Genomic DNA, 26,117 nt, shown 5'->3' on the forward strand with positions numbered 1-26,117 from the left:
GCGCTGTACGCGAAGGCTTCAGCGTCAGAGTTGCCGCACTATCCGGCCCTGGCGTTTCTTGCGTTCAATGTTCCAATGACCGATCACGAACAGCTGTCCCGTCTCCCGTGCCGGTGATGGGCAAGGGAAGTCCAATCACTCCCAATCCAGCGTGCCGCGAACCACCGTCTGCACCTGTCCACCCGACCAGACCTCGCCGTTGGCATCGATGCGCAGCTCCAGCAGCGCGTCGAAGCCGATTTCGCGGCCCTGGCTGACCACGTAGCGGCCGTCGGTGCCGGGCAAGGCATCCTTGCTATCCAGCCAGGCCGCAAGCACGGCGTTGGCGGCGCCAGAGGCGGCGTCCTCGAAGCGGCGGCCATTGCCGACGAAGGCGCGCACCGCCAGATCGTACGCGCCGGTTGCCGCTGCACGCGCGTAGGCGAACACGCCCATGCTGCCGGTGGATTCGGCCAAGGTCGCAATGGCGTTCCAGTCCGGGTCCAGGCTGCGCAAGGCGGCTTCGCTGGCCAGTTCCACCACCCACCAGGTACGCCCGCCGTCCATCAGGGCTGGCGGCAATGCGCCCAGCGGCCAGCCGCGCAGGCTGTCGCTCAGGCGTGGGTCGTCGGCCTGCACCTGTTCGGTGACGCGCGCACGCGGCGTGCGGATGGCGATGCTGCGATGGCCGGCGATCTGCTCCACGCGCAGCGGCAATTGCCCGGCGATGCCGTCCTGCACCAGCACGCCGTCGCGCGGCGCGGCCAGGCCGGCGTCGAGCACTGCATGTGCGGTGCCGACACTGGGGTGGCCGGCGAACGGCACCTCTTTTTGCGGCGAAAACATGCGCAGGCGATAACTGCTGGCGGCGTCGGAGGCCGGAAACACGAAGGTGGTTTCCGGCAACTTGGTCCAGCGCGCAATGGCCTGCATCGCGGCATCGTCCAGGCCTTCCGCGTCGAGCACCACCGCCAACGGGTTGCCGCTGCCGGGGCGGGCCGAGAACACATCCAGTTGCAGGAATCGACGCGTGGTCATGGGAGCGGGTCCGCGAGCAGGGCGCGGCAGCTTACCAAGCGATGCGGCCTTCGATCACTTGCTGCGTCGCCCCGCCGATCCATACATCGCCGGCGGCGTCGACTTCCACCTCCACGCGGCCATCGCGGCCGACCTCGCGGCCCTGGCTGGCGACGTAGCGGCCCTGCCTGCCCGGCAGCCGGTCCTCGGCCAGCAGGCGCGCAGCGATGCAGGCATTGGCGCTGCCGGTGACGGGGTCTTCGGGGATGCCGTCGCCCGGGCAGAACTCACGCACCACCAGATCTTCCGCCTCGGTGGCTGCGGCGGCATAGATGGCCAGCCCGACCGCCCCGCTGGCGGCGGTGAGTGCGGCGATGGCGGCCAGGTCGGGCACGGCCGTCCGCACCGCGGCCTCGTCGGCCAGCTCCAGCAACCACCAGCTGGGCCCGTTGTTCCACAGGGCAGGCGCCTGCGCGCTCATGGCGAACGCTCGGGTGACCTGCGCCAGCGCAGCGGCGTGGTGCGTGCCGGTGTCACTGCACTGCGCGCGCGGCGCGCGCAGACGCACCAGCACCACGTCGTGACGGTCGAATACATCCACCGGCAGCACGCCGGCGGCGCATTGCTGGTACAGCCGGTTGTCCTGGCGGTATCCCACCAGGCCGTGCGTCCTGGCGACCCAGGCAGCGCCCACGCTGGGGTGCCCGGCAAACGGCAGCTCCGCGCGCGGGGTGAAAATGCGGATGTGGTAATCCGCGCCCGGCGCGCTGACCGGCAGGAAAAACACCGTCTCCGACAGGTTCAGCCAGGCAGCAATCTGCTGCATCTGTTGCGCTGACAGTGCGCCGGCATCGACGACCACGCCCAGCGGGTTGCCAGCGCCAGGGCGGTTGGAGAAAACATCCAGTTGCAGGTAGCGAAATGTGCGCATCAGGGCGGCCGTTACGGTGAAAGGACAGTGCGCGCAGACAGCGATGGCTGCAGCCGCGCGGGGTGCATGGGCGCGATGGTGCCTGGCAGCGCGGCTGTGACGCGAGGAGGGGTCATGGCTGGGATATTGGCAGTAGAATCGGAGGTTCCGCCCGGCGTACCGGGCAACTCCCCCCATCCTAAACGCCCACATCTAATGTCAGCTTCCCTTTCTACCGATCGTTGGATCGTCCTCAAGTTCGGCGGCACCTCGGTGTCGCGTCGTCATCGCTGGGACACGATTGGAAAACTGGCGAGCAAACGGGCGAACGAGACCGGCGGCCGCGTGCTGGTGGTGGTGTCTGCACTGTCGGGCGTCACCAACGAGCTCACTGCCATCGCCGATGGTGCTGCCGACAGCGCGCAGCGCGTGGCGGCACTGGAACTGCGGCATCGCGAATTCCTTGCCGAGCTCGAGCTCGATGCCGACGCAGTGCTGGGTGCGCGGCTTGCCGCGTTGCACGCATTGGTGGGCGATGCACGCGCTGCCAGCCGCACGCTCGACTGGCAGGCCGAGGTGCTGGGGCAGGGCGAATTGCTGTCTTCCACCATCGGTGCGGCCTATTTGCATGCCAACGGCCTGGACATGGGTTGGCTGGATGCGCGGGAGTGGTTGTCGGCGTTGCCGCCGCAGCCCAACCAGAGCGAGTGGTCCAAGCGCTTGTCGGTGTCGTGCCAGTGGCAATCCGATGCCGCATGGCGGGCGCGTTTCGATGCGCAGCCCACGCGCCTGCTGATCACGCAGGGCTTTATTTCGCGGCATGCCGATGGCGGCACCGCGATTCTGGGGCGTGGCGGTTCGGATACTTCGGCGGCGTATTTCGGTGCACTGCTCGGCGCCAGCCGGGTGGAAATCTGGACCGACGTGCCCGGCATGTTCAGCGCCAATCCGAAGGAAGTGCCGGATGCGCGTCTGCTGACCCGCCTGGACTATTACGAAGCGCAAGAAATCGCCACCACCGGCGCCAAGGTGCTGCATCCGCGCTCGATCAAGCCCTGCCGCGACTCCGGCGTGCCGATGGCGATCCTGGATACCGAACGCCCGGATCTGCCAGGCACCAGCATCGATGGCAGCGCCGAACCAGTGCTTGGCGTCAAGGCGATCAGCCGCCGCAACGGCATCGTGCTGGTGTCGATGGAAGGCATCGGCATGTGGCAACAGGTCGGCTTCCTGGCCGATGTGTTCACGCTGTTCAAGAAGCATGGCTTGTCGGTGGATCTGATCGGCTCGGCCGAAACCAACGTCACCGTGTCGCTGGATCCGTCCGAAAACCTGGTCAACACCGATGTACTGGCGGCGTTGTCGGCAGACCTGTCGCAGATCTGCAAGGTCAAGATCATCGTGCCGTGCGCGGCGATCACGCTGGTCGGGCGCGGCATGCGCTCGCTGCTGCACAAGCTGTCTGACGTGTGGGCCACGTTCGGGCAGGAGCGCGTGCACATGATTTCGCAGTCGTCCAACGACTTGAATCTGACCTTCGTCATCGACGAATCCGATGCCGACGGCCTGTTGCCGATTTTGCATGCGGAATTGATCGACAGTGGCGCCATGCCGGTCAGCGAAGGTGAGGTGTTTGGCCCACGCTGGCGTGAAATCATCGGTTCGGTGCGCCCGCGGCCCACGCCGTGGTGGCACGCCGAGCGCGCGCATCTGCTGACGCTGTCCAAGGCCGGCACGCCGCGTTACGTGTATCACCTGCCCACGGTGCGCGCGCGTGCGCAAGCGCTGGCACAGATTGCCGCGGTGGACCAGCGCTATTACGCGATCAAGGCCAACTCGCATCCGGCCATCCTGATGGCGCTGGAACAGGCTGGATTCGGCCTGGAATGCGTCTCGCACGGCGAATTGCGCCGTGTGTTCGACACGTTGCCGGAGCTGTCGCCGCGCCGCGTGTTGTTCACGCCGAGTTTCGCGCCGCGTAGCGAATACGAGGCCGCGTTTGCGCTGGGCGTGACCGTCACCGTGGACAACGTCGAAGCGCTCAAGCGCTGGCCGGAGGTGTTCCGCGGCCGCAACGTGTGGCTGCGCATCGACCTGGGCCACGGCGATGGCCACCACGAGAAGGTCAACACCGGCGGCAAGGCGTCCAAGTTCGGGTTGTCGTCCACGCGCGTGGATGAGTTCGTCGAGTTGGCACGCACGCTGGAAGTCACCATCACCGGAGTGCATGCGCATCTGGGCAGCGGCGTGGAGACCGGCGAACACTGGCGGATGATGTACGACGAACTGGCCGGCTTCGCGCGCCGCATCGGCACCGTGGAGACCATCGACATCGGCGGTGGGCTGCCAATTCCCTACAGCGCCGAAGACGAGCCGTTCGACCTGGAGCTGTGGGCCAAGGGGCTAGCCGAGGTCAAGGCCGTGCATCCGGGCTTCCGCCTGGCGATCGAGCCTGGCCGTTATCTGGTGGCCGAGGCGGGCGTGTTGCTGGCCCAGGCGACCCAGGTGATCGAAAAGGACGGCATCCATCGCGTCGGCCTGGATGCCGGCATGAACAGCCTGATCCGCCCGGCGTTGTACGACGCCTGGCACGACATCGAAAACCTCAGCCAGCTCGGTGCGCCTGCCGATGGCAGCTTCGATGTGGTGGGGCCGATCTGCGAATCCTCCGATGTGTTCGGCAAGCGCCGCCGCCTGCCTGCGGCTACCGCACCGGGCGATGTGATGCTGATCGCCGATGCCGGCGCGTATGGGTATTCCATGGCCAGCACCTACAACCAGCGGGAGTTGCCGCGCGAAGAGGTGATCGATGCGGCCACTGGCTGAGTTCATCGCGCTGAGCACGCTGGCCGGTGGTGTGTCGATGGTGGTGTCCACCGCCATCGACATGGCCGGCCAGGCGATGCCGTGGACCGATAGCCTGAAGTGGGCGCTGCCCGCGCTGGTCGCTGCCGGCGTAGGCGCATGGGGTGCGGCGCGCTGGCAGCGTTGGCGCCAGCGTCGCGCGCCGGCGCAGCATGCCGGCGGCATGGCGTTGCGCACGCTGGTGTTGAACGCACTCAGCTATCCGCCGCTGTTGTTGTTGTATCTGGTGATCGCGTTGGCAGTCACTGGCAGCGCAGAAGTCATTGGCTCGGAGGCACTGCTGCTGGTGTTCCTCATCGGTTGCCTGCCGCTGCTGTGGGCCGCTGTGCCGTTTTCCATCATCGAATATTTCCTGTGCCGGCGTTATCTGCGTCGCGCACGTGTGCCTGCAGGGTGTGTATGAGCGCTTTCGACAAACATCAGGTGTCCACGTTCCGCTTTGTCCGCTGCGCGCTGGATGCGCAGACCGGCGTGGCGACGCTGGTGTATGCCTTCGACCAGGGGCCGGAACTGGTGGAGACCGTGGCGGTGCCCGGTGCCCCGTTCGTGCTGGACGCCACGCGTGCGGCGGCCGTGCAACAGGCCTTGCGCCTGCTGCACCTGGTCGCCGGTGTCAGCTACTACAAGGCGGCGGTGCCGCCGACCATCCAGATCGACGACTACGCCATCGATGCGAAGACCGCCGCACTGGTGGAAAGCGTCTATCTGCACGGCCTGGGCGAATTCGCCTACCGCAATGGCTTGAGCCTGCACGGCAAGATCCACTTCCCGGTGACCGCGCCGGCGGCCGACCAGGCACCGGCCGCAGGGCTGCGCGAGCATGCGCTGGTGGCCATCGGCGGCGGCAAGGATTCGCTGGTCAGTATTGAAGCGCTGCGGCAGGCCGGGGTGGATCAGACCGTCAGCTGGATTGGCGGTTCGCAATTGATCCGCGCCTGCGCCGAGCGGACCGGGCTGCCGGTGCTCAACATCGGCCGCGTGCTGGCGCCGGAGTTGTTCGAGCTCAATCGTCAGGGCGCCTGGAACGGGCACATCCCGGTGACGGCGGTGAATTCGGCCATTTTGGTGTTGTCGGCGCTGCTCACCGGCGTGGACCAGGTGGTGTTCTCCAACGAGCGTTCGGCCAGCTATGGCAGCCAGATTCCTGGCACCGGCGAGGTCAATCACCAGTGGTCCAAGGGCTGGGCGTTCGAGCAAGCCTTTGGGGAGTACGTGCAGCAGCATGTTGCCGCCGACCTGCGTTATTACTCGCTGCTGCGCCCACTTTCCGAACTTGCGGTGGCACGGCAATTCGCCAAGACCGATCACTACGACGCGCATTTTTCCAGCTGCAACCGCAATTTCCACATCATGGGCGAGCGGCCGGTGCATCGCTGGTGCGGGGTGTGCCCCAAATGCCATTTCGTGTTTCTGGCGTTGGCGCCGTTCATGCCCAAGACGCGCCTGGTCAAGATCTTCGGGCGCAACCTGCTCGACGATGCCGCCCAGGCCGGCGGCTACGATGCGTTGCTGGAATTCCAGGACCACAAGCCGTTCGAATGCGTGGGCGAGGGGCGCGAGTCGCGTGCCGCGATGGCGGTGCTGGCCACCCGTGCGGAATGGAAGGAAGACGCGCTGGTGAAGCGGTTTATCCGCGAGATCCAACCGCAGCTGGAGCAGGACGCACTGCAGCTGCAGCCCCTGATGACCATCAATGGCGAGCACCGCGTTCCTTCGGCGCTGTGGGAGCGCGTGCGTGCGAATTTCGCAGCTTGAGGGCAAGGCGGTTGCGTTGTGGGGATGGGCGCGCGAAGGGCGCACCGCCTATTGCGCGCTGCGCCAACAGCTGCCTACGCAGGCGCTGACGGTCTTTTGTAACGCCGAAGAGGCACGCGACGTTGCCGCATTGGCAGACCCCGCGTTGCAGGTGCAGATCGAAGCGAGCGCACAGGCGCTGGCCGCGTTCGAGGTCGTGATCAAGTCACCGGGCATCAGCCCGTACCGTGAGGAGGCACGCGCCGCCGCCGCGCAGGGCACGCGCTTCATCGGCGGCACCGCGCTGTGGTTTGCCGAACACGCGCAGCCGGACGGCTACGTGCCGGGCGCGATCTGCGTGACCGGCACCAAGGGCAAGAGCACCACCACCGCGCTGCTGGCGCATCTGTTGCGCGCCGGCGGCCATCGCACCGCGCTGGTCGGCAATATCGGCCAGCCGTTGCTGGAAGTGCTCTCCCCACAGCCGCCGCCTGCGTACTGGGCGATCGAGCTGTCCAGCTACCAGACTGGTGAGGTGGGGCGCAGTGGCGCACGCCCGGAGTTGGCGCTGGTGCTGAACCTGTTTCCCGAGCATCTGGACTGGCACGGCAGCGAAGCGGCGTATGTGCGCGACAAGCTGGCGCTGGTGACCGACGGCCGCCCGCGCATCGCGCTGCTCAATGCCGCCGACCCGCATCTGGCGCAGCTGCAGCTGCCTGAGAGCGAGGTGCGCTGGTTCAATCATCCCGATGGCTGGCACCTGCGTGGCGACGTGGTCTATCGCGGCCAACAGCCGATTTTCGATACTGCCAAGGTGCCGCTGCCGGGGGAACACAACCGGCGCAACCTGTGCGCCGTGCTGGCGGCAGTGGAGGCCCTGGGCCTGGATGCGGCGGCATTGGCGCCGGCGGCACTGACCTTTCGTCCGTTGCCCAACCGGCTGCAGTGGCTCGGCAGCGTGGACGGCATCGCATACGTCAACGATTCCATCAGCACCACACCGCATGCCTCGCTGGCGGCCTTGGCCTGCTTCGCACAACAGCGTGTGGCGCTGCTGGTGGGTGGGCACGACCGTGGGCTGGACTGGCAGGACTTCGCCGCGCACATGGCGCAGCAGGCGCCGTTGGAAATCGTCACCATGGGCGCCAACGGCCCGCGCATCCATGCGTTGCTGGCACCACTGGCGCAGAGCGCCGGCTTTGGCCTGCATGCCGCCGATAACCTGGCGCATGCGATGCAGCTGGCACGCAGCGCACTCGGTGCACAGGGCGGGCTGGTGCTGCTGTCGCCCGGCGCGCCCAGCTTTGGCGTGTACAGCGATTACGTGGCGCGTGGCCGCCACTTTGCGCAGCTGGCGGGGTTCGATCCTGCGGCGATCAGTGCGATTCCCGGCCTGGGTGTGCAGTAGCTCCAAGCTGTTGGTCGCGTTACGCGTGCCAAGCCGGTGGTCTGTTTTGTCGTAATGGATGGCGGGCCAGCCACGGGCTGCGCGCCGTCACCATCCAGGCACCACGCAAACGCCTAGACTCGCTGCACATCCCCGGGAGCATGTGCATGCAGACGCAATCGAAATGGAAACGCGCCGGTCTGGCCGGCCTGTTGGCGTTGATGGCCGGTCCGGCCATGGCCGCGATGCAGGCCAAGCCGCTGGAATGGACCATCGGCAAGGACAGCTTTAGCGGCGTGCTGGTGTACGACGATGCCGGCCCTGCCAAGCGCCCGGGCCTGGTGATGGTGCCCAATTGGCGCGGGGTCAACGACTCGGCGGTGACCAAGGCCAAGCAGCTGGCCGGCGACGACTACGTGGTGCTGGTTGCGGACGTCTACGGCAAGGGCATCCGGCCCAAGAACGACACCGAAGCCGGCGCGCAGGCCAGGACGCTGCGCGATGACCGGGCCACGCTGCAGGCGCGTGCACTCAAGGCGGTGGATGTGCTCAAGGCGCAGGCCGGCAGCGCACCGCTGGATGCAGCACGTATCGGTGCGGTGGGTTTCTGTTTTGGCGGGACCACGGTGCTGGAACTGGTGCGCGCGGGCGCGCAGTTGGCCGGCGTGGTCAGCCTGCACGGGGGTATTTCCACACCCGCGCCGGCGGCCGCCAACTCCGCGAAGACGCCGATGCTGGTGCTCAACGGCGCCGATGACAAGAGCGTGACCCAGGCCGACATCGCCGCGTTCGAAACCGAAATGAACGGCGCTGGCGCGGACTGGCAGTTCGTGAATTTCAGCGGCGCGGTGCATTGCTTCGCCGAAGCCGATGCCAACAGCCCGCCGGGCTGTTTGTACAACGCGCGTGCGGCCAAACGTGCGTTCGGCATGCTGCACGGGTTCTTCGACGAACGTTTCGGTAAGTGAGTGGGGCGCTGGCGTGCGGCATGTCCTGCGCGCCAGCGTTTCCACGTGGCCGGCTGCAGCGGCCGTGTTTCAGCGCGTCACTGTTGAAGCGCGGTGGTGCATATCGTTTGGCTGAGCGTTGTCAGCTGTTGTGGCCTGCAGGACCGCCCTGCAGGGCGGTGCCGGACTGGCAACCACAAGCGCGTTGCAGGGCACTTGCTCGGTGGCGGCGCCGGAAAGTTGCCCAGCGCCGCGTGTTGCGATCAGTGCGTCCGTTCCACCGCATAACGCGCCAGGCCGCGTAATGCGGCCACTGCCGGGCTCGGCGGCAAGCCGTCCAGGGCCTGTTCGGCGGCGGCGGCGTATTCGGCGGCGCGCTGGCGGCTGTAATCGAGCCCACCGGTCGCGCGGATGGCCGTCAACACCTCCGGCATTGCTTCGGCATCGCCCTGTTCGACGATCTGCCGCAGGCGCTGCTGGGTGGCGGCATCGGAATGCGCAATGGCGTGGATCAGCGGCAGGGTGGCCTTGCCCTCGGCCAGGTCGTCGCCCAGGTTCTTGCCCAGGTCGGTGGCATCGGCGGCGTAGTCGAGCACGTCGTCGGCGATCTGGAACGCAAAGCCCAGCTGCATGCCGTAGTCGTACAGACGCTGCTGCACGTCGGCATTCGCGCCCGAGGCCAGTGCGCCCAGGCGCGTGCCGGCGGCAAACAGCACCGCGGTCTTGCGCTCGATCACGCGCAGGTACGCGGCTTCATCGGTGTCGGGGTTGTGTACATGCAAGAGCTGCAGCACTTCGCCTTCGGCGATGCGGTTGGTGGTGTCGGCCAGGATCTGCATCACTTCCATGCGGTCCAGTTCGACCATCAGCTGGAAGCTGCGCGAATACAGGAAGTCGCCCACCAGCACGCTGGGTGCGTTGCCCCACAGTGCATTGGCGGTGCTGCGGCCGCGGCGCAGGTCTGATTCGTCCACCACGTCGTCGTGCAGCAGCGTGGAGGTGTGGATGAACTCGATGATCGCCGCAAGCTGGTGGTGCTCCGGCCCGGAGCCGCCCGCGGCGTGGCCGGCCAGCATCACCAGCATCGGGCGCAGGCGTTTGCCGCCGGCGGAGATGATGTGATCGGCAATCTGGTTGATCAGCACGACGTCCGACGCCAGACGGCGGCGGATCAAGGCATCGACCGCCGCCATGTCGGGCGCGGCGAGGGACTGGATCTGGGGCAGGCCCAGTACGGTGGGGAGGTCTTGGGCGATGGTCATGCGCAGGCAAATCGAGATGTCGGCCGATTATAGGTGCCCGGGCCAGATCCGTCCCGCCGCGCCTGTTCCAGCCCTGGCGCGGTGGCCCCGGAACCAGCTGTGGCGGGCATTTCGCGGCTGCCGGTGCGCAGGATCCCGACCCCGCCACGCGCGGTTGTCCGGCCTGCCGGCGGGGGAACGCGTCAGGTGCGGTGGCGGGCAGGTGCGGTAACATTGGCCCCCAGAACAGACATTCATCGCCTCGCGCCCCACGGCGCCGGCGCACCATCTCGGAAGCACCTATGGCCCGCGGCATCAACAAAGTCATCCTCGTCGGCAACCTCGGCAACGATCCCGACACCAAGTACACCCAGGCCGGCATGGCGATCACCCGCGTGAGCCTGGCCACCACCAGCATGCGCAAGGACCGCGAAGGCAATAACCAGGAACGCACCGAGTGGCATCGCGTGGTGTTTTTTGGAAAATTGGGCGAGATCGCCGGTGAGTACCTGCGCAAGGGCTCGCAGGTGTATGTCGAAGGCGAGCTGCGCTACGACAAGTACACCGGCCAGGACGGCGTAGAGAAGTACAGCACCGACATTGTCGCCAACGAGATGCAGATGCTCGGCGGCCGCGGTGAAGGCGGCGGCGGTGGCATGGGCGGCGATCGCCCGCAGCGCACGCAGGCCCCGCGCCAGCAGCAGGGTGGCGGCGGTGGTGGTGGCGGTCAGGACTACGCACCGCGCCGTCAGCAGCCGGCCCAGCAGCAGTCGGCGCCGCCGATGGACGATTTTGCGGACGACGATATCCCGTTCTGATCCCGGCGATCGTTGCTTGCACACTCGAAAGGCCTGCTCGCGCGGGCCTTTTTCGTTGGCGGAACGGCGTGGTGAGCGACGCGGCAGAGTGACTTCTGCGCAAGCTTTCGCCATTGCGTCGTCAAATACTTGCCGATGCAATTCATGGCAATGCAATGCATTGCAGCCCAGCGCAATGCAGTGATCGCAGCGTCCCTCAGCCGCGCTCGCCGCATAGCACCGACTGCAGGAACGCGATGACCTGTGGCTGTCGCTGCATCCGGCTCAGCTGCGCGGCGGTCCAGCCGCCGAGTTCGTCGATGGGGTCGTGCTGGAACCAGCGGCTGGCTTCGTGCGCGGGTACGAGCAGGCCGGCCAGCTGAAGGAATGCGGTGTCGGGGCAGGGCGGTGGCGCGAGGTTCGCTGGCATCGGGTGGTATCTGGCGTCCAGGGGGCGGCACTGACCGTGGCAGGCCGATGTCGGTGACATGTCGTCAGCGCGCAGCGGCGGCGTTGTCTGCCACGACGACATTTGGCCGACATCGCTGCGGCACGCTGCCGCCGCACCGCTGCGATAGGCGCCAATCCGGTCGGCCACGACAGCGCGGCACTCCTTCCCCTCAAGACGCCCGCCCATGACTTGCTCCCGCCTTGCGCTCGCTGCGCTGTTCGCACTGCCCGCCATTGCCGTCGCCCAGACCACCCCGCAGACCGATCCATCGCTGTCCGAGCAAGGTCGGTATCGCTGGGGCATCGGCGTGGGCGTGGTGGCGTCGGACAGCCCGTTTGCCGGCGAGGGAACGCGCACCAATCCGATCCCGCTGATCCTGTTCGAAGGTGAGCGCTTCTTCTTCCGCGGCATCACCGGCGGGGCGCATCTGGTCCAGGGCGACAGCTTCGGCCTGGATGCCATCGTGGCGCTGCGCCTGGATGGCGTGGCTGCGGACGATCTGGGCGTGGCCGAACTGGCCCGCAATGGCATCGACCGTGCCCTGCTGGACGACCGCGACGACAGCCTGGACATGGGCCTGGTCGGTGCGTGGCGCGGTGCCGCCGGCGAGCTGGAACTCACTGCCAAGGCCGATGTCACCGGTACCAGCGAAGGCTATGAACTGACCGCCCGTTACGGCTACGCCTTCGCTGTCGGGCGTGGCCAGCTGACTCCGAGCATCAGTGTCAGTCACCTGTCCAAGGACATGGCCAACTATTACTACGGCACGCTCGATGCCGAGGTCGCTCGCGGCGTCGTGGACTACAAGCCGGGCGCAGCGACCGTGCCGACAGTGGGGCTGACCTATATGCGGCCGATCGGCAAACGCTGGCAGTTCCTGACCCGGCTGCAGTACAGCGTGTTGCCCGATGCGCTGAGTGACAGCCCGCTGCTCGCGCCGGATAGCGACGGAGTCGGCTCGGTGTTGATCGGGTTCTCGCGGGGCTTTTGATGGGCCGCACTCAAGTGATGCCCGGCGCCACAAGCCGCGCGGCCAGGGTAGTCCGCACATGATCGCCGCCACGCTGCTGTGTGTGATCGCCAGCTGGATTGCAGCGATGACCTACTTCTACCGTTTCCGCGGCCAGGCGCGCTACGCCAGCCTGCGCCAGTACCTGCGCAAGAGTTGGCCGGTGTTCGCGCTGCCGAACGTCATCCTGTATGCCTTCACCCGCACGGCGGCGCGCGGGCCGTTCGTGCCGCTGGAGCTATATCGCAAGCTTCCGGCCTTGGCGCAGCACTGGGAGTGCATCCGCGACGAAGCGATGGCCTTGCTGGGAGATGGCAGCTTTGACGAGGTGCGGCGCGACGGCTCACCGGCCGCGTTCGATGTGGGCTTCCGCACCTTCTACAAATACGGGTGGAGTCGCTACTACCTGCGCTGGTATGGCGCGCCGCATGCCTCCGCACGTGCCAGCTGCCCGCGCACGCTGGACCTGTTGGCCGGCTACCCGGAGATCCATGCGGCGATGTTCGCCGTGTTGCCGCCACGTTCGGTGCTGACGCCGCATGCCGACCCGTTGGGCTGCTCGTTGCGCTATCACCTGGGCCTGGCCACGCCCAATGCGGCGCAGTGCTTCATCAATGTGGACGGACGCAACCGTGCCTGGCAGGACGGCGACGCGTTCGTGTTCGACGAGACCTATCTGCACTTCGTGCGTAACGATACCGATGCGCCGCGGCTGATCCTGATGTGCGATGTGGAGCGGCCGATGCGCTGGCCAGGGCGGTGGTTCAACCTGGTCTATACGCAGCTCGCACGTGCGGCGCGGACGCCCAATGACGCGCGCGACCGGCGCGGCCCGGTGAGCGCGTTGTATGCGGCTGTCGCACCGCTGATGGCCTACGGAAGGCGCCTGCGCGCGCAGCACCGCCCGCTATATGCCTTGCTCAAGTGGACGATCAATCTGAGTCTGCTGGGCGCCATGCTTGCACTGCTTGCTGCCGGGGTTGGTGTGCTGCGATGGCTGCTGCATGGCTGAGCGCAGGCACCGTTGGGCGGTGCGCTGGTGGTGCGGCCTGCGGGCATCGGCCCAGGCCATGGAGCGCGCGCTGCGTATGATGTTTCCATTCCCGAGAATTGCCATGTCGATGACGCATCCGGTCGCCCAGGCGCAGGTTCTGCAGGTCCTCATCATCGAGGACAACCGCGCCCTGGCAGCCAATATCTTCGATTACCTGGAAGCCTGCGGCCACCGCCCGGATGCGGCGCCGGACGGGCAGTCGGGCTTGAACCTGGCGATCAGCAACCGCTACGACGCGATCATCCTGGACTGGATGTTGCCGCGCATGGACGGCATGAGCGTGCTGCGCAGGTTGCGCGAAGAACACGCCTGCCGTACGCCGATCATCATGCTTACCGCCAAGGACCAGCTGGAAGGCAAGCTGCTGGGTTTCGAGAACGGGGCCGACGACTACCTGGTCAAGCCGGTGGCGTTGCCGGAACTGGAAATCCGCGTGCGCGTGATGGTGAGCCGTGCCCGCGCCAGCGCGGCGGCGGGCAACGTGCTGCAGGTGCATGACCTGCGCTACGACCTGGACCGCCTGGCGGTGTCGCGCGGCACCCGCGCGGTGGTGCTGTCCGGTACCTTGCGCACGGTGCTGGAACTGCTGATGCGGGAATCACCGCGTGTGGTGCGGCGTGACCGGTTGGAGCAACTGATCTGGGGCGATGCGGTGCCCGAAGGCGACCTGTTGCGCTCGCATATGCATGTGCTGCGGCGCGCGCTGGATCACGACGGCGAGCAGAAGCTGCTGCAGACCGTCACCGGCGTCGGTTATCGGCTGGGCGGGCCGGCCGAATGAGCCGAGACGGCCGCCTGCGCAGCCTGCAGTGGTTGATCAGCGCCAGCCTGCTGATGTCGTGCGCGGTGCTGGCGTTGGGGTTGTCGGTGCAGGGCTTTTTGAGCCAGGAACTGATCGAAGATCCGATCTGGCGGCAGCTGCTCACCGCAAGTACGCAGAACGTCACGCGCGTGCCGCCCGAGCGCCTGCAGCAGGCCTTGCCCAGCACTGGCCCGGTGAAAGGCTGGCTGCTGCGCGACGGTGCGCCGTTGCCGGCGAGCATGCCGCCCTTCTTCGCCGAGCTGGCACCCGGTTACTACGGCGAAGGCCAGCTGGACACGCAGGGCGACCCCTCTATCGCGGCAAAATTCCTGTCCATCATTCGGCCGCACTGGGGGCCGTTCGCCAACGATGCAGATGGCACGCGACTCGATCGCAGCTATTCGGCGCTGGTCACCGCGCTACCGCAAGGGCGGCTGATCATGAGCATCGACATCACCGCGCTGGAGGACAAACAAAATGGCAGCGTACAGCTCAGCGTGCTGTTCTTTATCTGCAATCTGGCGATGATCGGGCTGGTGATCTGGTGGCTGTTCCTTGGCTTTGCGCGGCCGGTGCAGGACCTTGCCAGGCGCATGCGCCGGCTGGATCCGTTGCAGCCGGCGCAGCGGCTGCCCACCGACTACGGCAAGAGCGAACTCAACACCATCGCGCGCGAGGCGAACGCGCATCTGGAACGCGTGGAGCGCGCGATCGAGCGCGAACGCAGTCTGCTGGATCAGGCCAGTCATGAGTTCCGCACGCCCTTGGCGGTGATTTCCGGCGCGGCCGATGTGCTGCACAAGCAGCAACTGCCGGAGCGGGCGCAGGGGCCGTTGCACCGGATCGACGAGGCAGTGGACAACCTCACCCGCATCATGGAAGCGCTGCTCTACCTCTCGCGCGAATCCACCCCGGCCGAGCGGCAGCAGGTGACCATCCTGCACGCGCTACTGCCCGAACTGGTGCAGGACCACCTGTATCTGCTTTCGGAAAAACCGGTGGAGGTGGTGGTCACCGCGCTGGAGCCACTCACGCTGCACGCACCGGAATCGATGGTGCGCATTGCGGTGGGCAACCTGCTGCGCAACGCGGCCGATCACACCTACGTGGGGCAGATCGAGGTGAGCCTGCACGCGCACCGGTTGAGCATCCGCGACTCCGGCGACGGCTTCGATACCGCGCTGGCGGCGCAACGCTATACCGCGTCATTGAAGCAATCGGTGAAGCAAGGCGGTGGCGCGGGACTGGGGCTGTTCCTCACCCGGCGCATCTGCGAACGCTTCGGTTGGCGCCTGCATCTGGAATCCTCTGCGGCGCAGGGCACGCTTGCGGTGATCGACTTTCAGCCGTAGTCGCCGCGATTTGCCAACGCTGACAGCGAAGGGCAGTCACAGCGATCTCTCTGGCGATTGCAAACAGCCCTGGGCAACATCACGCCACCCGCGCGCAAACGACGACCACCCGCAAACAACGTGGCAGCTCAGGCAGACGTCCGGTCCCGGCCGCCCTGTTTGGCCCGATACAACGCTCCATCGGCGTCGCGCACGATCGCATCGGGTGTCAGCGGTGTTTCGCCCGGTTCAAAGGTGGCAGCGCCAACGCTGACGGTCACATGTGCACTGGTCGGGCTGGTCAGATGCATCAACTCCAGTTCCGCCACCGCCGTGCGAATGGCATCGGCCAGGCGCAGCGCGCCGGCGACGTCGGTGTGCGGCAGGATCATGCCGAATTCCTCGCCGCCGTAGCGCGCGGCGATGTCGTCGCTGCGCCGGGCGCAGCCGGCAATCGCGCCTGCGATCAGGCGCAGGCAGGCATCGCCGTTGACGTGCCCGTAGGTGTCGTTGTAGAGCTTGAAGTGGTCGACATCGATCATCAGCACCGACAGCGGCGCCTGCGTGTGTACGGCATCCTGCAAGGCCTCAGACAGGCGGTGGTCGAAGGCGCGCCGGTTGGCGATACCGGTCAAGGCATCCACCCAGACCTCCGAGCTGAGCCGCGCTTCATTGCGATGCATGCGGCGCAGCTGCAGGTCCAGCCAGATGCCCACCGCCAGCAGCAGCACGAAGCCGAGCACGGCAATGATGATGCGTTGGCGTGCGGATGCGCGCCAATTGGCCAGCGCATCGTCCACTGCCACGCCGGTGAGCACGGTGAGTGGATAGGGCCGGGCCGGCACAAAACTGGAGATGCGTTGCACCCCATCCAGCGGAGAGCGGTAGGCGAGCGTGCCGCGGCGCTCGTTGCGCATGGTCACGTACAGCGACGTGCCCGCGATCGAGCTGGCGGTCTGGTCGTCGCGCTCCGGCCGCCGCACGATCACCACGCCATCATCGTTGAACAGGCCGATGGTGCCGTGATCCCCAACCTGGAAGCGGCTGTAGTAGTCCTGGAAATACTTCAGCCGCAGCGTCACCAGCGCCACGCCATCGAACTCGCCGCTCGGCGTCGTGAGGCGGCGGCTCAATGTGATCACCCAGTGCCCGTCCGAGCGGCTCTGCACCGGTGGCCCGACGAACACCAGTGCGTCGCGGTGGTCGCGGTGGTACTTGAAATACGCGCGGTCGGCATTGTTGTGTGTGCGCGGCAGGCTGCCCAGCGACGAGTTCACCCAGTGGCCATCGGCGGCGTAGATGAAAATGCCATGCAGGCGCTCCGAGCGGCGGGCCTCACTGACCAGAAACGCATGCATCGCCGCATGTTCGTTTGCCGAGCCGCGGTCCTGCTGCAGGCGTGCAACCAGCCCCGACAACACCGCATCGGCGATGGTCATGGTGTCGCTGGCGTGCTGCGCCAGCGAGTCGGCCAGGTTCAACGACTGCGTCTGCGCGGCCTGCAAGGCGCTGACGCGCTCCTCATGGATCGACCAGTATTCGGAACCGAGCAGAAGTATCCACGATGCGGTCAACACGAAATGCAGCGCGATGCGCTGTGCACGTTGCCGCCACTGCTTGCTTGTCGACACCACTGTGTTTCCTTGTCCAGGACGCAGAGCCGATGCAACCGCCATGCCAGCGTACGTGGTGGCGCCCGATGCCAGCCAGGCGCGCCGCGCGTGCAATCCGGATTTGTGACTGACAGCTCAGCCCATCGCGGCCGCGGTTTCTGATGTCGCGGTATAGCCCGCTTGCCTGCTACGTTGGCAATGCACTGCTAACCCAGGTCCGCTGCAATTGTTCACGGCGTGGCAAGTGCACACAGCAGACGCGACCGCATGCGCGTAACGGCGCGCGTGGTATCCCGGGCGGCCCATCAGTATGAGGAGACCACGATGCGTGGCATTCGTTTGCAGCAACCAGCAGGCTTGGCGTCACTGACCTCCGTTGAGTTGCCCGATCCCGGCCAGCCCGCGGCAGGCCAGATCCGCGTGCGGCTGCATGCCAGTTCGCTGAATTTCCATGACCTGGGCATTGTCAGCGGACAGATGCCAACCGCCGATGGCCGCATCCCGATGTCCGACGGTGCTGGCGTGGTGGAAGCGGTAGGCGAGGCCGTCAGCGATTTCGCCGTGGGCGACCACGTGGTGTCTACGTTCTTCCCGCAGTGGCTGGACGGTGAGCCGTTGCATGCAGGCTTTGCCACCACGCCTGGCGACGGCGTAGACGGCTATGCACGCTCGGCCGTGGTCGCGGCTGCGCAGGCTTTCACGCATGCGCCGCGCGGCTATAGCCATGCCGAAGCCGCCACCTTGACCACCGCCGGCGTCACGGCGTGGCGCGCCCTGGTGGTCAATGGCCGGATCAAGGCCGGTGACACCGTGCTGGTGCTGGGCACCGGCGGTGTGTCGATCTTTGCGCTGCAGTTCGCCAAGGCGATGGGCGCCACGGTGATCGTCACCTCGTCGTCGGACCAGAAGCTGGAGACGGCGCGTACGCTCGGTGCCGACCACTGCATCAACTATCGTCAGCACACCGAATGGGCGGCGCAGGTGCTGGAGATCACCAACGGGCGCGGTGTGGACCACGTGGTGGAAGTCGGCGGCCCGGGCACGCTGGCGCAGTCCATCAAGGCTGCGCGCGTGGGTGGGCACATCGCCTTGATCGGTGTGCTCACCGGCGCCGCGGGCCCGGTGCCCACCGCCGAGATGATGGGGCGCCAGCAACGGCTGCAAGGCTTGGTGGTGGGTAGCCGCCGGCATCAGCAGGAGTTGGTGCGGGCACTGGACGGCTTGCCGTTGCGACCGGTGATCGATCGCTCGTTTGCGCTGGAGGACATCGCCGAGGCGTTTGCGTTGCAACACGCCGGTGGTCACCTGGGCAAGATCGTGCTGGAATTCTGAGCCTGGCGCGGCGCGCGCGGGCAGGGTCCAACACCTGCCTGCGGCGCGTCATGCGATAGCGCTGCTGATGTGCGGCGTGGCGGCAGAGGGTGTCAGCGATCTCGACAGAGGTGGCGATGCGGCATGCTCGGCACATCACTGAGTGAAGGGGCCGTCTAATTCGGGCGCGGCAGTGATGAGTGTGTTTCATAGACGCATGCGGCTACAGCAGCTAATGCCGGCAGAACCGCGCCTTAGAATCGGGACAACCTACTGCATTGCCGCCATCGCGCACAGCCGCGCTCACGCGCTTGTGACCGGCAGCGCTGCACATTATTTAAGAACTGTATAAGCCAGCATTGTTGGAGATGCCAGCCATGAGAGATATCAAGATGACCCGACGCGAGGTGTTGATCGCTGGCACGGCGTCTGCCGCCAGCGTCGCTGCCAGTCAGTCCATGGCTGCAGGCGCCGCCAACGCGCTGTCGCAGCGCCAGGCCGCCGAACCCGCCAACGCATCCAGCGAGGTGGCCTTTGAAGTCAACGGCAAGCCGGTGACGCTGACGCTGGACAACCGCACCACCTTGCTGGATGCGCTGCGCGAGCATCTGCATCTGACCGGCACCAAGAAGGGCTGCGACCACGGCCAATGCGGTGCCTGCACCGTCATCGTCGACGGGCAGCGCATGAATTCCTGCCTGTCGCTGGCGGTGATGCATCAGGGCGCCAAGGTCACCACCATCGAAGGGCTCGGTACGCCCGACAAGCTGCATCCAATGCAGGCGGCCTTCGTCAAACATGATGGCTACCAGTGCGGCTATTGCACACCGGGGCAGATCTGCTCGGCGGTGGCGGTGCTGGATGAGGTCAAGCGCGGCATCCCCAGCCATGTCACCGACGATCTCACTGCCAAGACGCGGCTCACCACGGTGGAGTTGCAGGAGCGCATGAGCGGCAACATCTGCCGCTGCGGTGCGTACTCCAACATCGTCGAGGCGATCACCGAAGTTGCCGGAGACCGCGCATGAAGGCTTTCAGTTACGAGCGCGCCACCTCCCCGGCAGATGCCGCAGCCAAGGCCGCGCGTCAGCCCGGCGCCAAGTTCATCGCCGGCGGCACCAACCTGCTGGATCTGATGAAGCTGCAGATCGAAACCCCCTCGCATCTGATCGATGTCAACGGCCTCACGCTGGATACCATCGACGCGACGCCCGAGGGCGGCCTGCGTATCGGCGCGCTGGTACGCAATACCGATCTGGCCGCGGATGCACGTGTGCGCCGCGATTACGCAGTGCTCTCACGCGCATTGCTGGCCGGCGCGTCCGGGCAACTGCGCAACCGCGCCACCACTGCGGGCAATTTGCTGCAGCGCACGCGCTGCCCGTATTTCTATGACACCAACCAGCCGTGCAACAAGCGGCTGCCGGGCAGTGGCTGTGCGGCAATCGGCGGCTTCAACCGCCAGCTGGCGGTGATCGGCGCCAGCGAAGATTGCATCGCCACCCATCCCAGCGATATGGCGGTGGCCATGCGCGCGCTGGATGCGGTGGTGGAAACCGTGCGCCCGGATGGGCAGACCCGCGCCATCCCGATCGCCGAGTTCTATCGCGCACCGGGCAAGACGCCGCATATCGAAACCGTGCTGGAGCGTGGCGAACTGATCACGGCCGTGACCCTGCCCAAGCCGGTGGAAGGCGCGCACGTCTACCGCAAGGTGCGCGACCGTGCGTCCTACGCCTTCGCATTGATCTCGGTGGCGGCGATCGTGCCGCGCAGTGGCAATGCGCAGGTGGCGATTGGCGGCGTGGCGCACAAGCCATGGCGGAACGAGGTCGCCGAAGCACAGACCCGCCAAGGCGGGCGTGCCATCACGGCCATCCTGCTGGAGGGCGCACAGCCCACCGAACACAACGCATTCAAGGTGCCGCTGGTGGAACGCACCTTGAGCGCCATCCTGGCGGACACGAGGGCCTGACATGAAATTCGACACTCCCGCCGGTACCAATCCCATCGACCAGGGCAAGATCGTCGGCAAGCCGGTCGACCGCATCGACGGCCCGCTCAAGACCACCGGCATGGCGCCGTACGCGTATGAGCATCATGATCTGCCCGGCAAGGCGGCCTATGGCCACGTGGTCGGCGCCGGCATTGCCAAGGGCACGATTCGCAGTATTGATTTGAGCGCTGCGCGCAATGCGCCCGGCGTGCTCGGCATCGTCACCGCGCAAAACGCCGGCAAGCTGCAAAAGGGCAAGCTCAATACGGCCAAGTTGTTGGGTGGCCCGGAGATTCAGCACTATCACCAGGCAATTGCGGTGGTGGTGGCGGAGACATTTGAGCAGGCACGCGCGGCCGGACAGTTGATCAAGGTGGACTACGGCCGCCACGTGGGCGAATACGATCTGGCACGCGCACGTCCCAAGGCCGAGGTCACCAAGGAAGGCGGTGCACCGAACAGCACTGTCGGCGATTTTGCCGGTGCGTTTGCGGCCGCACCGGTGCAGCTGGATGCCGAATACACCACGCCCGATCATTCCCACGCGATGATGGAGCCGCATGCCTCCATCGCCATGTGGGAAGGCGACAAGCTCAATGTCTGGACCTCCAACCAGATGATCAACTGGGGTGCCGGCGATCTGGCACGCACGCTCGGTCTTCCGCCGGAAAACGTGCGCCTGATGTCGCCGTATATCGGGGGTGGGTTCGGCGGCAAGTTGTTCCTGCGTGCCGACGCCGTGCTTGCTGCACTGGCCGCGCGCCAGGTGAAGCGGCCGGTGAAGGTGATGCTGTCGCGGCCGTTGATTGCCAACAACACCACCCATCGCCCGGCGACCGTGCAGCGCATCCGCATCGGCGCGCAGCGCGACGGGAAGATCACTGCCATTGCGCATGAGAGCTGGTCGGGCGATCTGCCTGGCGGTGCACCGGAAATTGCTGCCTCACAGACGCAGTTGTTGTATGCCGGTGCCAATCGCCTGATCACCACACGCCTGGCCGTGCTGGACCTTCCCGAAGGCAACGCCATGCGCGCGCCTGGCGAGGCACCGGGATTGATGGCGCTGGAAGTGGCCATGGACGAAATGGCCGAGAAGCTGGCCATGGACCCGGTGAAGTTCCGCGTCGTCAACGACACCCAGGTGGATCCCGAAAACCCGCAGCGGCCGTTTTCGCAGCGGCAGCTGGTCAAGTGCCTGGAAGACGGGGCAAAACAATTTGGCTGGTCCAAGCGCAAGGCCAAACCCGGCAGCACCCGTGATGGGCGCTGGCTGGTGGGCATGGGCGTGGCGTCGGCATTCCGCAACGCGATCGCCACCACCTCCGGTGCACGCATGCGCCTGGAGCAGGGCGGCCGCGTGGTGGTGGAAACCGACATGACCGATATCGGTACCGGCTCCTACACCATCATTGCTCAGACGGCCGCCGAGATGCTCGGCGTGCCGCTGGACTGGGTAGACGTGCGCCTGGGCGATTCGAGCTTTCCTGTCTCGGCCGGTTCCGGCGGGCAGTGGGGCGCCAACAGTTCCACCGCCGGCGTGTATGCCGCAGCGGTGAAACTGCGCGAGGCCATTGCCACGCAACTGGGCCTGGACCCGAGCAAGGCCGAATTTGCCGACGGCCACGTGCGTGCCGGCGGCAAGCGCATCGCCTTGGGTGATGCCGCTGCCCAGGGGCCGCTGGTGGTCGAGGACAAGATCGAGTTTGGCGACCTGGCCAAGAAGCAGCAGTTGTCCACCTTCGGCGCGCATTTTGTCGAGGTCGGCGTGGACGTGGTGACCGCCGAAGTGCGCATCCGGCGCATGCTGGCCGTGTGTGCGGCCGGGCGCATCCTCAACCCCAAGACCGCACGCAGCCAGGTGATTGGCGCGATGACCATGGGTGCCGGCTCGGCGTTGATGGAAGAGTTGGTGGTCGACAAGCGGTTGGGCTTTTTCGTCAACCACGACCTGGCCGGCTATGAAGTGCCGGTGCATGCGGACATCCCGCATCAGGACGTGGTGTTCCTGGAAGAAACCGACCCGATGTCCTCGCCGATGAAGGCCAAGGGCGTGGGCGAGCTGGGCATCTGCGGGGTCGCCGCGGCAATCGCCAATGCGGTCTACAACGCCACCGGCGTGCGCGTACGCGACTACCCGGTGACGCTGGACAAGCTGCTGCCACACCTGCCTGAGCCGCTGCGCGCGTGAATGCAGTGGCGGCTCCTGTCAGCCACGGTATGCCGGCTGCCACCGCGTGGCCGGCCTGGCCGGAGTACGCCCTGCACGATGATCTGTTGCCGACACTGTCTGCCTGGCACCGCGCCGGGCAGCGCGTGGCGCTGGCTACGCTGGTGGAGGTGCGCGGCTCCTCGCCGCGCCCGCTGGGTAGCCAGATGGCGATCAGCAGCACCGGGCAAGTGGCCGGGTATGTGTCGGGCGGTTGCGTTGAAGCGGCGGTCGCGCATGAAGCGTTGGCGGTCCTGCAGGATGGCCACCCGCGCTTGCTCGATTACGGCGAAGGCAGCGAGGTGCTCGATATCCAGCTGAGCTGCGGCGGGCGCATCGGCGTGCTGGTGTGTGCGGTGCAGGATCTGGGCGGGTATCTCGCGCGTTGGCGCAATGCGCGCCAGCACCGTCGCGCGTTTCATGTTGCGCTGGATCGCGTGCACGGCACGCTGCGTTATCTGGCTACACCGAGTGATGCCGCTCCCGGCGAATTCGTGTTCTCCAGGCGGCCGCCGCTGCGGCTGGTGCTGGTGGGGGCTGATCCGTCGGTACTGGCGCTGATCGCGCTGGCGACGCACGCCGGGATCGAAGTACGCGTGTTGCGCCCGCATGGCCCGGTCGAACCGCCACCGGGGCTGGCCCCCGAGCACTACGATCGCCGCGGTCTTGCGCAGGCGTTGGCAGAGGTGGAACTGGACGCACATTGCGCGTTGTACAGCCTTGCCCACGACGGCGACATCGATCTGCAGGTTGCCCATCGCGGGCTGTCGTCCCAGGTGGCCTGCATCGGCATCCTGGGTAGTCGCAACAAACGGCAGGCACGATTGCAGGCCCTGCGCGCGCTCGGTCATGACGATGCCGTACTGGAACGCGTGCGCCTGCCGGCCGGCATCCGCCTGGGGCCGTCGTCGCCGCATGGCATCGCGCTCGGCATCATTGCCGAAGCCACGCAGGCAGTGGCCGATTTACAGGCTGCAGCGCTTTAGGATCGTTCGGTTTTTTGCAGCAGTGGGCGCATTGCGCGTAGGGCGTCATGCGCAAGCTTGGGTTGCTGCTAGCGTGATCGCCGGGCGTTGCCTCGGCATCATCCCCGAAACGCTGTTCTTGGTGGTCGTTCTCTAGGTCGCAGTACGTCAGGACTTATCGATTCGCTTCGTGCCGACATCGCTCACCGAGCGTGACGCGCAACGTCGTAGTGCACTGTAGGTCGCGCTAGTCGCTATGGTGCGCGTGTCCCGGCTTGACGATAGCGCCATCGCGAAGAGTTCTCTCCAGCAGTCGTAATGTTGTGCGTAAAGCAGCGAAAAACTTGGTGGCCATGTCTGCACATCTGCTACACGCGGCTATGCGGCGCGATCAATCACTACGCAGATGAGACTTCTCTCGCCGTCGTGCGATTGCGCATAAAGATCCAGCGAGCGCCGTGGTCGCGCATCCACACCGCCGCTGCGCGCGGCTTTGCTGTGTGGTCACCCACTGCGCACATGTTTGGCCCTACGCTGCAGGCATCCTTACACGCAAGACAACCCGCTCATGATCGCTTTGCTTCCAGCGCACGCCGCGCCATCACGCACCGCCGCGCACGCGCGCCACACCGTGGTGGCAGCGCGATCATGTGTGCAGCATTGCAGTGCGCCGGCTGATACGTCAGTGCTTGCTGCATGGCGTGCGGAGCGCAGCGCGTGACCAGCGACCATGCCGCGTTGGTGTTGGCGGCAGGCGCGGCGCGGCGGCTCGGTCGCTCCAAGCAATTGCTGACGCGCGATGGCGAACCCCTCGTGCGGCGCGCAGCCCGCATTGCATTGCAGACCGCGCCGCGGCGCTGTGTGGTGGTGGTGGGGGCCGATGCCGATTTGGTGATGGAGGCCTTGCGCGGCCTGGATGTGGAAATCGTGCGGCATGCCGGCTGGGCCGACGGCATGGGCACCAGTCTTGCCGCGTTGCGCGCGCACGTACACGAAGACACCACGCTGCGCCGCAGCCTGATCCTCGGCTGCGACCAGCCCGCGCTGGACACGCCGCATCTGCGCAGCTTGCTGGAAGAAGCCGATCTGGCCGCATCGGGTTGCGCCACCAGCGGCTATGCAGGCGTGCGCGGGATTCCGGTGGTAGTCACGCACGCGGTGTGGAACGAAGTGCCGCTGTTGGCCGACACCGGCCTGCGCGCGCTGTTCGCCAGCCTGGATGCGCAGACGCTGGGCTGCGTCACCGCACCGGCACTCGCCCTGGACGTGGACACCCCGGCCGACCTGCTTGCTGCGCAAGCGCGTGGCTGGATCGATGCAGATTGAGCCGCGCGTGCTGTTGGTATAGATAGGCCGGTTAGCAAGTGTCCGCGGCACGTCGCGAAGTGCTGCATCGCCAATGCGTGCAGTGTCGATGCCTTGCTATGCCGCACGGATGTGCGTTATCTCAACCTACGCGAGGTGACGTACACACTGCACCAGCACGCGACGGCAGCGGGGCACGCGGCGAGCATCTCAACAACGCGTTGCGCTGAAAAACACACTGCGCGTAAGCGGCTGTAATTGCGGTGCGCGGTGGTTCAAGTGCATCGCCGAGTGCATCGCTATGAGACGCCTAGTCGCACCGCTGCATCGCCCAGCTCACGGCGCGGCACCGATCGCATGCGTGACGCGGGCATGACCAGTCGCGCGGTTGGTGCAAAGCAGCCAAACCAACACAGGCGGTGCAGCCATGCACCATCTACCAGACACTTCACGATCTAGCGGCAACGCGCAGTTTGTGACCATCGCCGCGTGCCGTCGCGCTCTGCTCCAAAGCGCCCACACCAACGCAAAAGGTGCCGCCCTGCACCTTCTGCGAGTCAGTTCAATGTGCGGTCGAAGCGCTCAGATCCAGAGCACCACGGCTTCGCGAATCACCAGGACATAGCCAACGACCATGGCGGTCTTGACCGGGAATTGGAACTTCCTCAGCAGATACATGCAAACCCTCCCCAGAGGCACTTATCTGTATCGGAATGTAGCGCTGCGCGTGACGTGTGTCACGTAAGAATTTTCCTACCGGCGAGCCAGTGTCCGCCTGACGGCGCCAGCCATAGCCACAGGCACATGCTGGCTATGCCGGACGCGGGGCCTTGGGCCACTCTCCCGCGGCCCCTTGAGTAAGGGCGCGCCGGCACACCCGCCAGACACCGATTCCCATGCAGGCACCGCCGCTCCAGGCCGGTTGTCTCGCTTCGCTGCATCACCGGCCGGAGGGCCAGATGGACGACTCCCGTTACGTCGTACGTATCCATTCGGAAAAGAACGGCTGGTGGGTCACGCGCCCGCAGTGGTCGCCACTGCGCTACCTGAGAGAGCAGGGCGCCCTGGCACAGGCCGAACTGATGGCGAAACTGCACTGCCTGACCACCGGCGAGCCGAGCGGCGTGGTGCTCAATACCGGCGACGGCGATCGTTTGGTCCGGCGTTACGGCTGAGCTTGCGACCTCGCGGACAGGA

The 26,117-nt window shown here is 66.3% G+C and carries 22 protein-coding genes; 17 read left to right on the top strand and 5 right to left on the bottom strand.

The genetic code is table 11. The features are described from left to right. Positions 1-135 precede the first annotated feature (135 nt). Together ACCQ09_RS06910 and ACCQ09_RS06915 are read right to left on the bottom strand one after the other, a co-directional pair. Positions 136-1,017 (bottom strand): PhzF family phenazine biosynthesis protein, encoded by an 882-nt coding sequence (locus tag ACCQ09_RS06910; protein WP_040940946.1) that lies wholly within the window; start codon positions 1,015-1,017, stop codon positions 136-138. Positions 1,018-1,048: 31 nt separating this feature from the next. Then, a complete protein-coding gene (locus ACCQ09_RS06915; protein WP_040940947.1) occupies positions 1,049-1,927 on the bottom strand; it encodes a PhzF family phenazine biosynthesis protein in 879 nt (292 codons plus the stop codon). Positions 1,928-2,122: 195 nt separating this feature from the next. Between ACCQ09_RS06915 and ACCQ09_RS06920 the strand changes: the two genes are divergently transcribed. The 5 genes from ACCQ09_RS06920 (at position 2,123) to ACCQ09_RS06940 (ending at position 8,860) form a co-directional block, all read left to right on the top strand. Further along, on the top strand, positions 2,123-4,732 hold the full coding sequence (locus ACCQ09_RS06920) for a bifunctional aspartate kinase/diaminopimelate decarboxylase (RefSeq protein ID WP_225042155.1): 2,610 nt from the start codon (positions 2,123-2,125) through the stop codon (positions 4,730-4,732). Beyond that, positions 4,716-5,174, top strand: coding sequence for a hypothetical protein (locus ACCQ09_RS06925; protein WP_011037870.1), 459 nt, complete (start codon positions 4,716-4,718; stop codon positions 5,172-5,174). The genes ACCQ09_RS06920 and ACCQ09_RS06925 overlap by 17 nt, the downstream gene beginning before the upstream one ends. Next, positions 5,171-6,526: a UDP-N-acetyl-alpha-D-muramoyl-L-alanyl-L-glutamate epimerase gene (gene murL, locus ACCQ09_RS06930; protein WP_040940949.1), complete on the top strand. Its 1,356-nt coding sequence runs from the start codon at positions 5,171-5,173 to the stop codon at positions 6,524-6,526. Before ACCQ09_RS06925 ends, murL begins: the two co-directional genes overlap by 4 nt. Next, positions 6,507-7,913, top strand: coding sequence for a UDP-N-acetylmuramoyl-L-alanine--D-glutamate ligase (gene murD / locus ACCQ09_RS06935; RefSeq protein ID WP_040940950.1), 1,407 nt, complete (start codon positions 6,507-6,509; stop codon positions 7,911-7,913). The genes murL and murD overlap by 20 nt, the downstream gene beginning before the upstream one ends. 146 nt (positions 7,914-8,059) lie before the next feature. Further along, complete coding sequence (locus tag ACCQ09_RS06940; RefSeq protein ID WP_040940951.1) at positions 8,060-8,860, top strand: dienelactone hydrolase family protein; 801 nt, start codon at positions 8,060-8,062, stop codon at positions 8,858-8,860. A 242-nt stretch (positions 8,861-9,102) separates the two neighbouring features. Here the strand turns inward: ACCQ09_RS06940 and ACCQ09_RS06945 are convergent, their stop codons facing one another. Continuing rightward, on the bottom strand, positions 9,103-10,101 hold the full coding sequence (locus ACCQ09_RS06945) for a polyprenyl synthetase family protein (RefSeq protein WP_040940952.1): 999 nt from the start codon (positions 10,099-10,101) through the stop codon (positions 9,103-9,105). A gap of 281 nt (positions 10,102-10,382) precedes the next feature. Here ACCQ09_RS06945 and ACCQ09_RS06950 point away from each other — a divergent pair, with 281 nt between their 5' ends. Further along, positions 10,383-10,898, top strand: coding sequence for a single-stranded DNA-binding protein (locus tag ACCQ09_RS06950; protein WP_040940953.1), 516 nt, complete (start codon positions 10,383-10,385; stop codon positions 10,896-10,898). Positions 10,899-11,094: 196 nt separating this feature from the next. Here the strand turns inward: ACCQ09_RS06950 and ACCQ09_RS06955 are convergent, their stop codons facing one another. Continuing rightward, positions 11,095-11,514, bottom strand: a complete 420-nt coding sequence (locus ACCQ09_RS06955) for a hypothetical protein (protein ID WP_228427993.1) — start codon at positions 11,512-11,514, stop codon at positions 11,095-11,097. Here ACCQ09_RS06955 and ACCQ09_RS06960 point away from each other — a divergent pair. From ACCQ09_RS06960 to ACCQ09_RS06975, 4 genes are all read left to right on the top strand, one after another. Further along, positions 11,513-12,319: a MipA/OmpV family protein gene (locus ACCQ09_RS06960; protein ID WP_040940955.1), complete on the top strand. Its 807-nt coding sequence runs from the start codon at positions 11,513-11,515 to the stop codon at positions 12,317-12,319. The genes ACCQ09_RS06955 and ACCQ09_RS06960 overlap by 2 nt on opposite strands. Before the next feature lie 58 nt (positions 12,320-12,377). Then, complete coding sequence (locus ACCQ09_RS06965; protein ID WP_012437817.1) at positions 12,378-13,349, top strand: aspartyl/asparaginyl beta-hydroxylase domain-containing protein; 972 nt, start codon at positions 12,378-12,380, stop codon at positions 13,347-13,349. 139 nt (positions 13,350-13,488) lie between these two features. Beyond that, on the top strand, positions 13,489-14,172 hold the full coding sequence (locus tag ACCQ09_RS06970) for a response regulator transcription factor (RefSeq protein WP_197708554.1): 684 nt from the start codon (positions 13,489-13,491) through the stop codon (positions 14,170-14,172). After that, entirely contained in the window at positions 14,169-15,545 is a 1,377-nt protein-coding gene (locus ACCQ09_RS06975) for a sensor histidine kinase (RefSeq protein WP_040940956.1), read from the top strand. Before ACCQ09_RS06970 ends, ACCQ09_RS06975 begins: the two co-directional genes overlap by 4 nt. 128 nt (positions 15,546-15,673) lie before the next feature. On the opposite strand, the gene ACCQ09_RS06980 is transcribed toward ACCQ09_RS06975, so the two are convergent. Next, positions 15,674-17,158 carry a GGDEF domain-containing protein gene (locus ACCQ09_RS06980; RefSeq protein WP_040940957.1) on the bottom strand — a complete coding sequence of 495 codons (1,485 nt, stop codon included), beginning with the start codon at positions 17,156-17,158 and terminating at the stop codon, positions 15,674-15,676. Between the two features lie 303 nt (positions 17,159-17,461). On the opposite strand from ACCQ09_RS06980, the gene ACCQ09_RS06985 reads away from it, so the two are divergent. From ACCQ09_RS06985 to ACCQ09_RS07015, 7 genes are all read left to right on the top strand, one after another. Continuing rightward, entirely contained in the window at positions 17,462-18,469 is a 1,008-nt protein-coding gene (locus ACCQ09_RS06985; RefSeq protein WP_040940958.1) for a zinc-dependent alcohol dehydrogenase family protein, read from the top strand. Between the two features lie 356 nt (positions 18,470-18,825). Next, entirely contained in the window at positions 18,826-19,476 is a 651-nt protein-coding gene (paoA, locus tag ACCQ09_RS06990) for an aldehyde dehydrogenase iron-sulfur subunit PaoA (RefSeq protein ID WP_029216838.1), read from the top strand. Next, positions 19,473-20,423, top strand: a complete 951-nt coding sequence (locus ACCQ09_RS06995) for an FAD binding domain-containing protein (RefSeq protein WP_011037858.1) — start codon at positions 19,473-19,475, stop codon at positions 20,421-20,423. The genes paoA and ACCQ09_RS06995 overlap by 4 nt, the downstream gene beginning before the upstream one ends. A 1-nt stretch (position 20,424) precedes the next feature. After that, entirely contained in the window at positions 20,425-22,632 is a 2,208-nt protein-coding gene (gene paoC, locus ACCQ09_RS07000; RefSeq protein ID WP_011037857.1) for an aldehyde oxidoreductase molybdenum-binding subunit PaoC, read from the top strand. After that, complete coding sequence (locus tag ACCQ09_RS07005; protein ID WP_068573859.1) at positions 22,629-23,636, top strand: XdhC family protein; 1,008 nt, start codon at positions 22,629-22,631, stop codon at positions 23,634-23,636. Before paoC ends, ACCQ09_RS07005 begins: the two co-directional genes overlap by 4 nt. A gap of 696 nt (positions 23,637-24,332) precedes the next feature. Continuing rightward, a complete protein-coding gene (locus ACCQ09_RS07010; protein WP_029216837.1) occupies positions 24,333-24,941 on the top strand; it encodes a nucleotidyltransferase family protein in 609 nt (202 codons plus the stop codon). A gap of 938 nt (positions 24,942-25,879) precedes the next feature. After that, positions 25,880-26,095 carry a hypothetical protein gene (locus tag ACCQ09_RS07015; RefSeq protein WP_011037854.1) on the top strand — a complete coding sequence of 72 codons (216 nt, stop codon included), beginning with the start codon at positions 25,880-25,882 and terminating at the stop codon, positions 26,093-26,095. Positions 26,096-26,117 lie beyond the last annotated feature (22 nt).

Source organism: Xanthomonas sp. NCPPB 2586, assembly GCF_041475775.2.
GTDB lineage: Bacteria > Pseudomonadota > Gammaproteobacteria > Xanthomonadales > Xanthomonadaceae > Xanthomonas > Xanthomonas campestris.

What these genes read in the sequence shown, in the direction of transcription:
- ACCQ09_RS06910 (WP_040940946.1), bottom strand. Translation starts at nt 1,017, where the DNA reads ATGACCACGCGTCGATTCCTGCAACTGGATGTGTTCTCGGCCCGCCCC.
- ACCQ09_RS06915 (WP_040940947.1), bottom strand. Translation starts at nt 1,927, where the DNA reads ATGCGCACATTTCGCTACCTGCAACTGGATGTTTTCTCCAACCGCCCT.
- ACCQ09_RS06920 (WP_225042155.1), top strand. Translation starts at nt 2,123, where the DNA reads ATGTCAGCTTCCCTTTCTACCGATCGTTGGATCGTCCTCAAGTTCGGC.
- ACCQ09_RS06925 (WP_011037870.1), top strand. Translation starts at nt 4,716, where the DNA reads ATGCGGCCACTGGCTGAGTTCATCGCGCTGAGCACGCTGGCCGGTGGT.
- murL (WP_040940949.1), top strand. Translation starts at nt 5,171, where the DNA reads ATGAGCGCTTTCGACAAACATCAGGTGTCCACGTTCCGCTTTGTCCGC.
- ACCQ09_RS06940 (WP_040940951.1), top strand. Translation starts at nt 8,060, where the DNA reads ATGCAGACGCAATCGAAATGGAAACGCGCCGGTCTGGCCGGCCTGTTG.
- ACCQ09_RS06945 (WP_040940952.1), bottom strand. Translation starts at nt 10,101, where the DNA reads ATGACCATCGCCCAAGACCTCCCCACCGTACTGGGCCTGCCCCAGATC.
- ACCQ09_RS06950 (WP_040940953.1), top strand. Translation starts at nt 10,383, where the DNA reads ATGGCCCGCGGCATCAACAAAGTCATCCTCGTCGGCAACCTCGGCAAC.
- ACCQ09_RS06960 (WP_040940955.1), top strand. Translation starts at nt 11,513, where the DNA reads ATGACTTGCTCCCGCCTTGCGCTCGCTGCGCTGTTCGCACTGCCCGCC.
- ACCQ09_RS06955 (WP_228427993.1), bottom strand. Translation starts at nt 11,514, where the DNA reads ATGGGCGGGCGTCTTGAGGGGAAGGAGTGCCGCGCTGTCGTGGCCGAC.
- ACCQ09_RS06965 (WP_012437817.1), top strand. Translation starts at nt 12,378, where the DNA reads ATGATCGCCGCCACGCTGCTGTGTGTGATCGCCAGCTGGATTGCAGCG.
- ACCQ09_RS06975 (WP_040940956.1), top strand. Translation starts at nt 14,169, where the DNA reads ATGAGCCGAGACGGCCGCCTGCGCAGCCTGCAGTGGTTGATCAGCGCC.
- ACCQ09_RS06985 (WP_040940958.1), top strand. Translation starts at nt 17,462, where the DNA reads ATGCGTGGCATTCGTTTGCAGCAACCAGCAGGCTTGGCGTCACTGACC.
- paoA (WP_029216838.1), top strand. Translation starts at nt 18,826, where the DNA reads ATGAGAGATATCAAGATGACCCGACGCGAGGTGTTGATCGCTGGCACG.
- ACCQ09_RS06995 (WP_011037858.1), top strand. Translation starts at nt 19,473, where the DNA reads ATGAAGGCTTTCAGTTACGAGCGCGCCACCTCCCCGGCAGATGCCGCA.
- paoC (WP_011037857.1), top strand. Translation starts at nt 20,425, where the DNA reads ATGAAATTCGACACTCCCGCCGGTACCAATCCCATCGACCAGGGCAAG.
- ACCQ09_RS07015 (WP_011037854.1), top strand. Translation starts at nt 25,880, where the DNA reads ATGGACGACTCCCGTTACGTCGTACGTATCCATTCGGAAAAGAACGGC.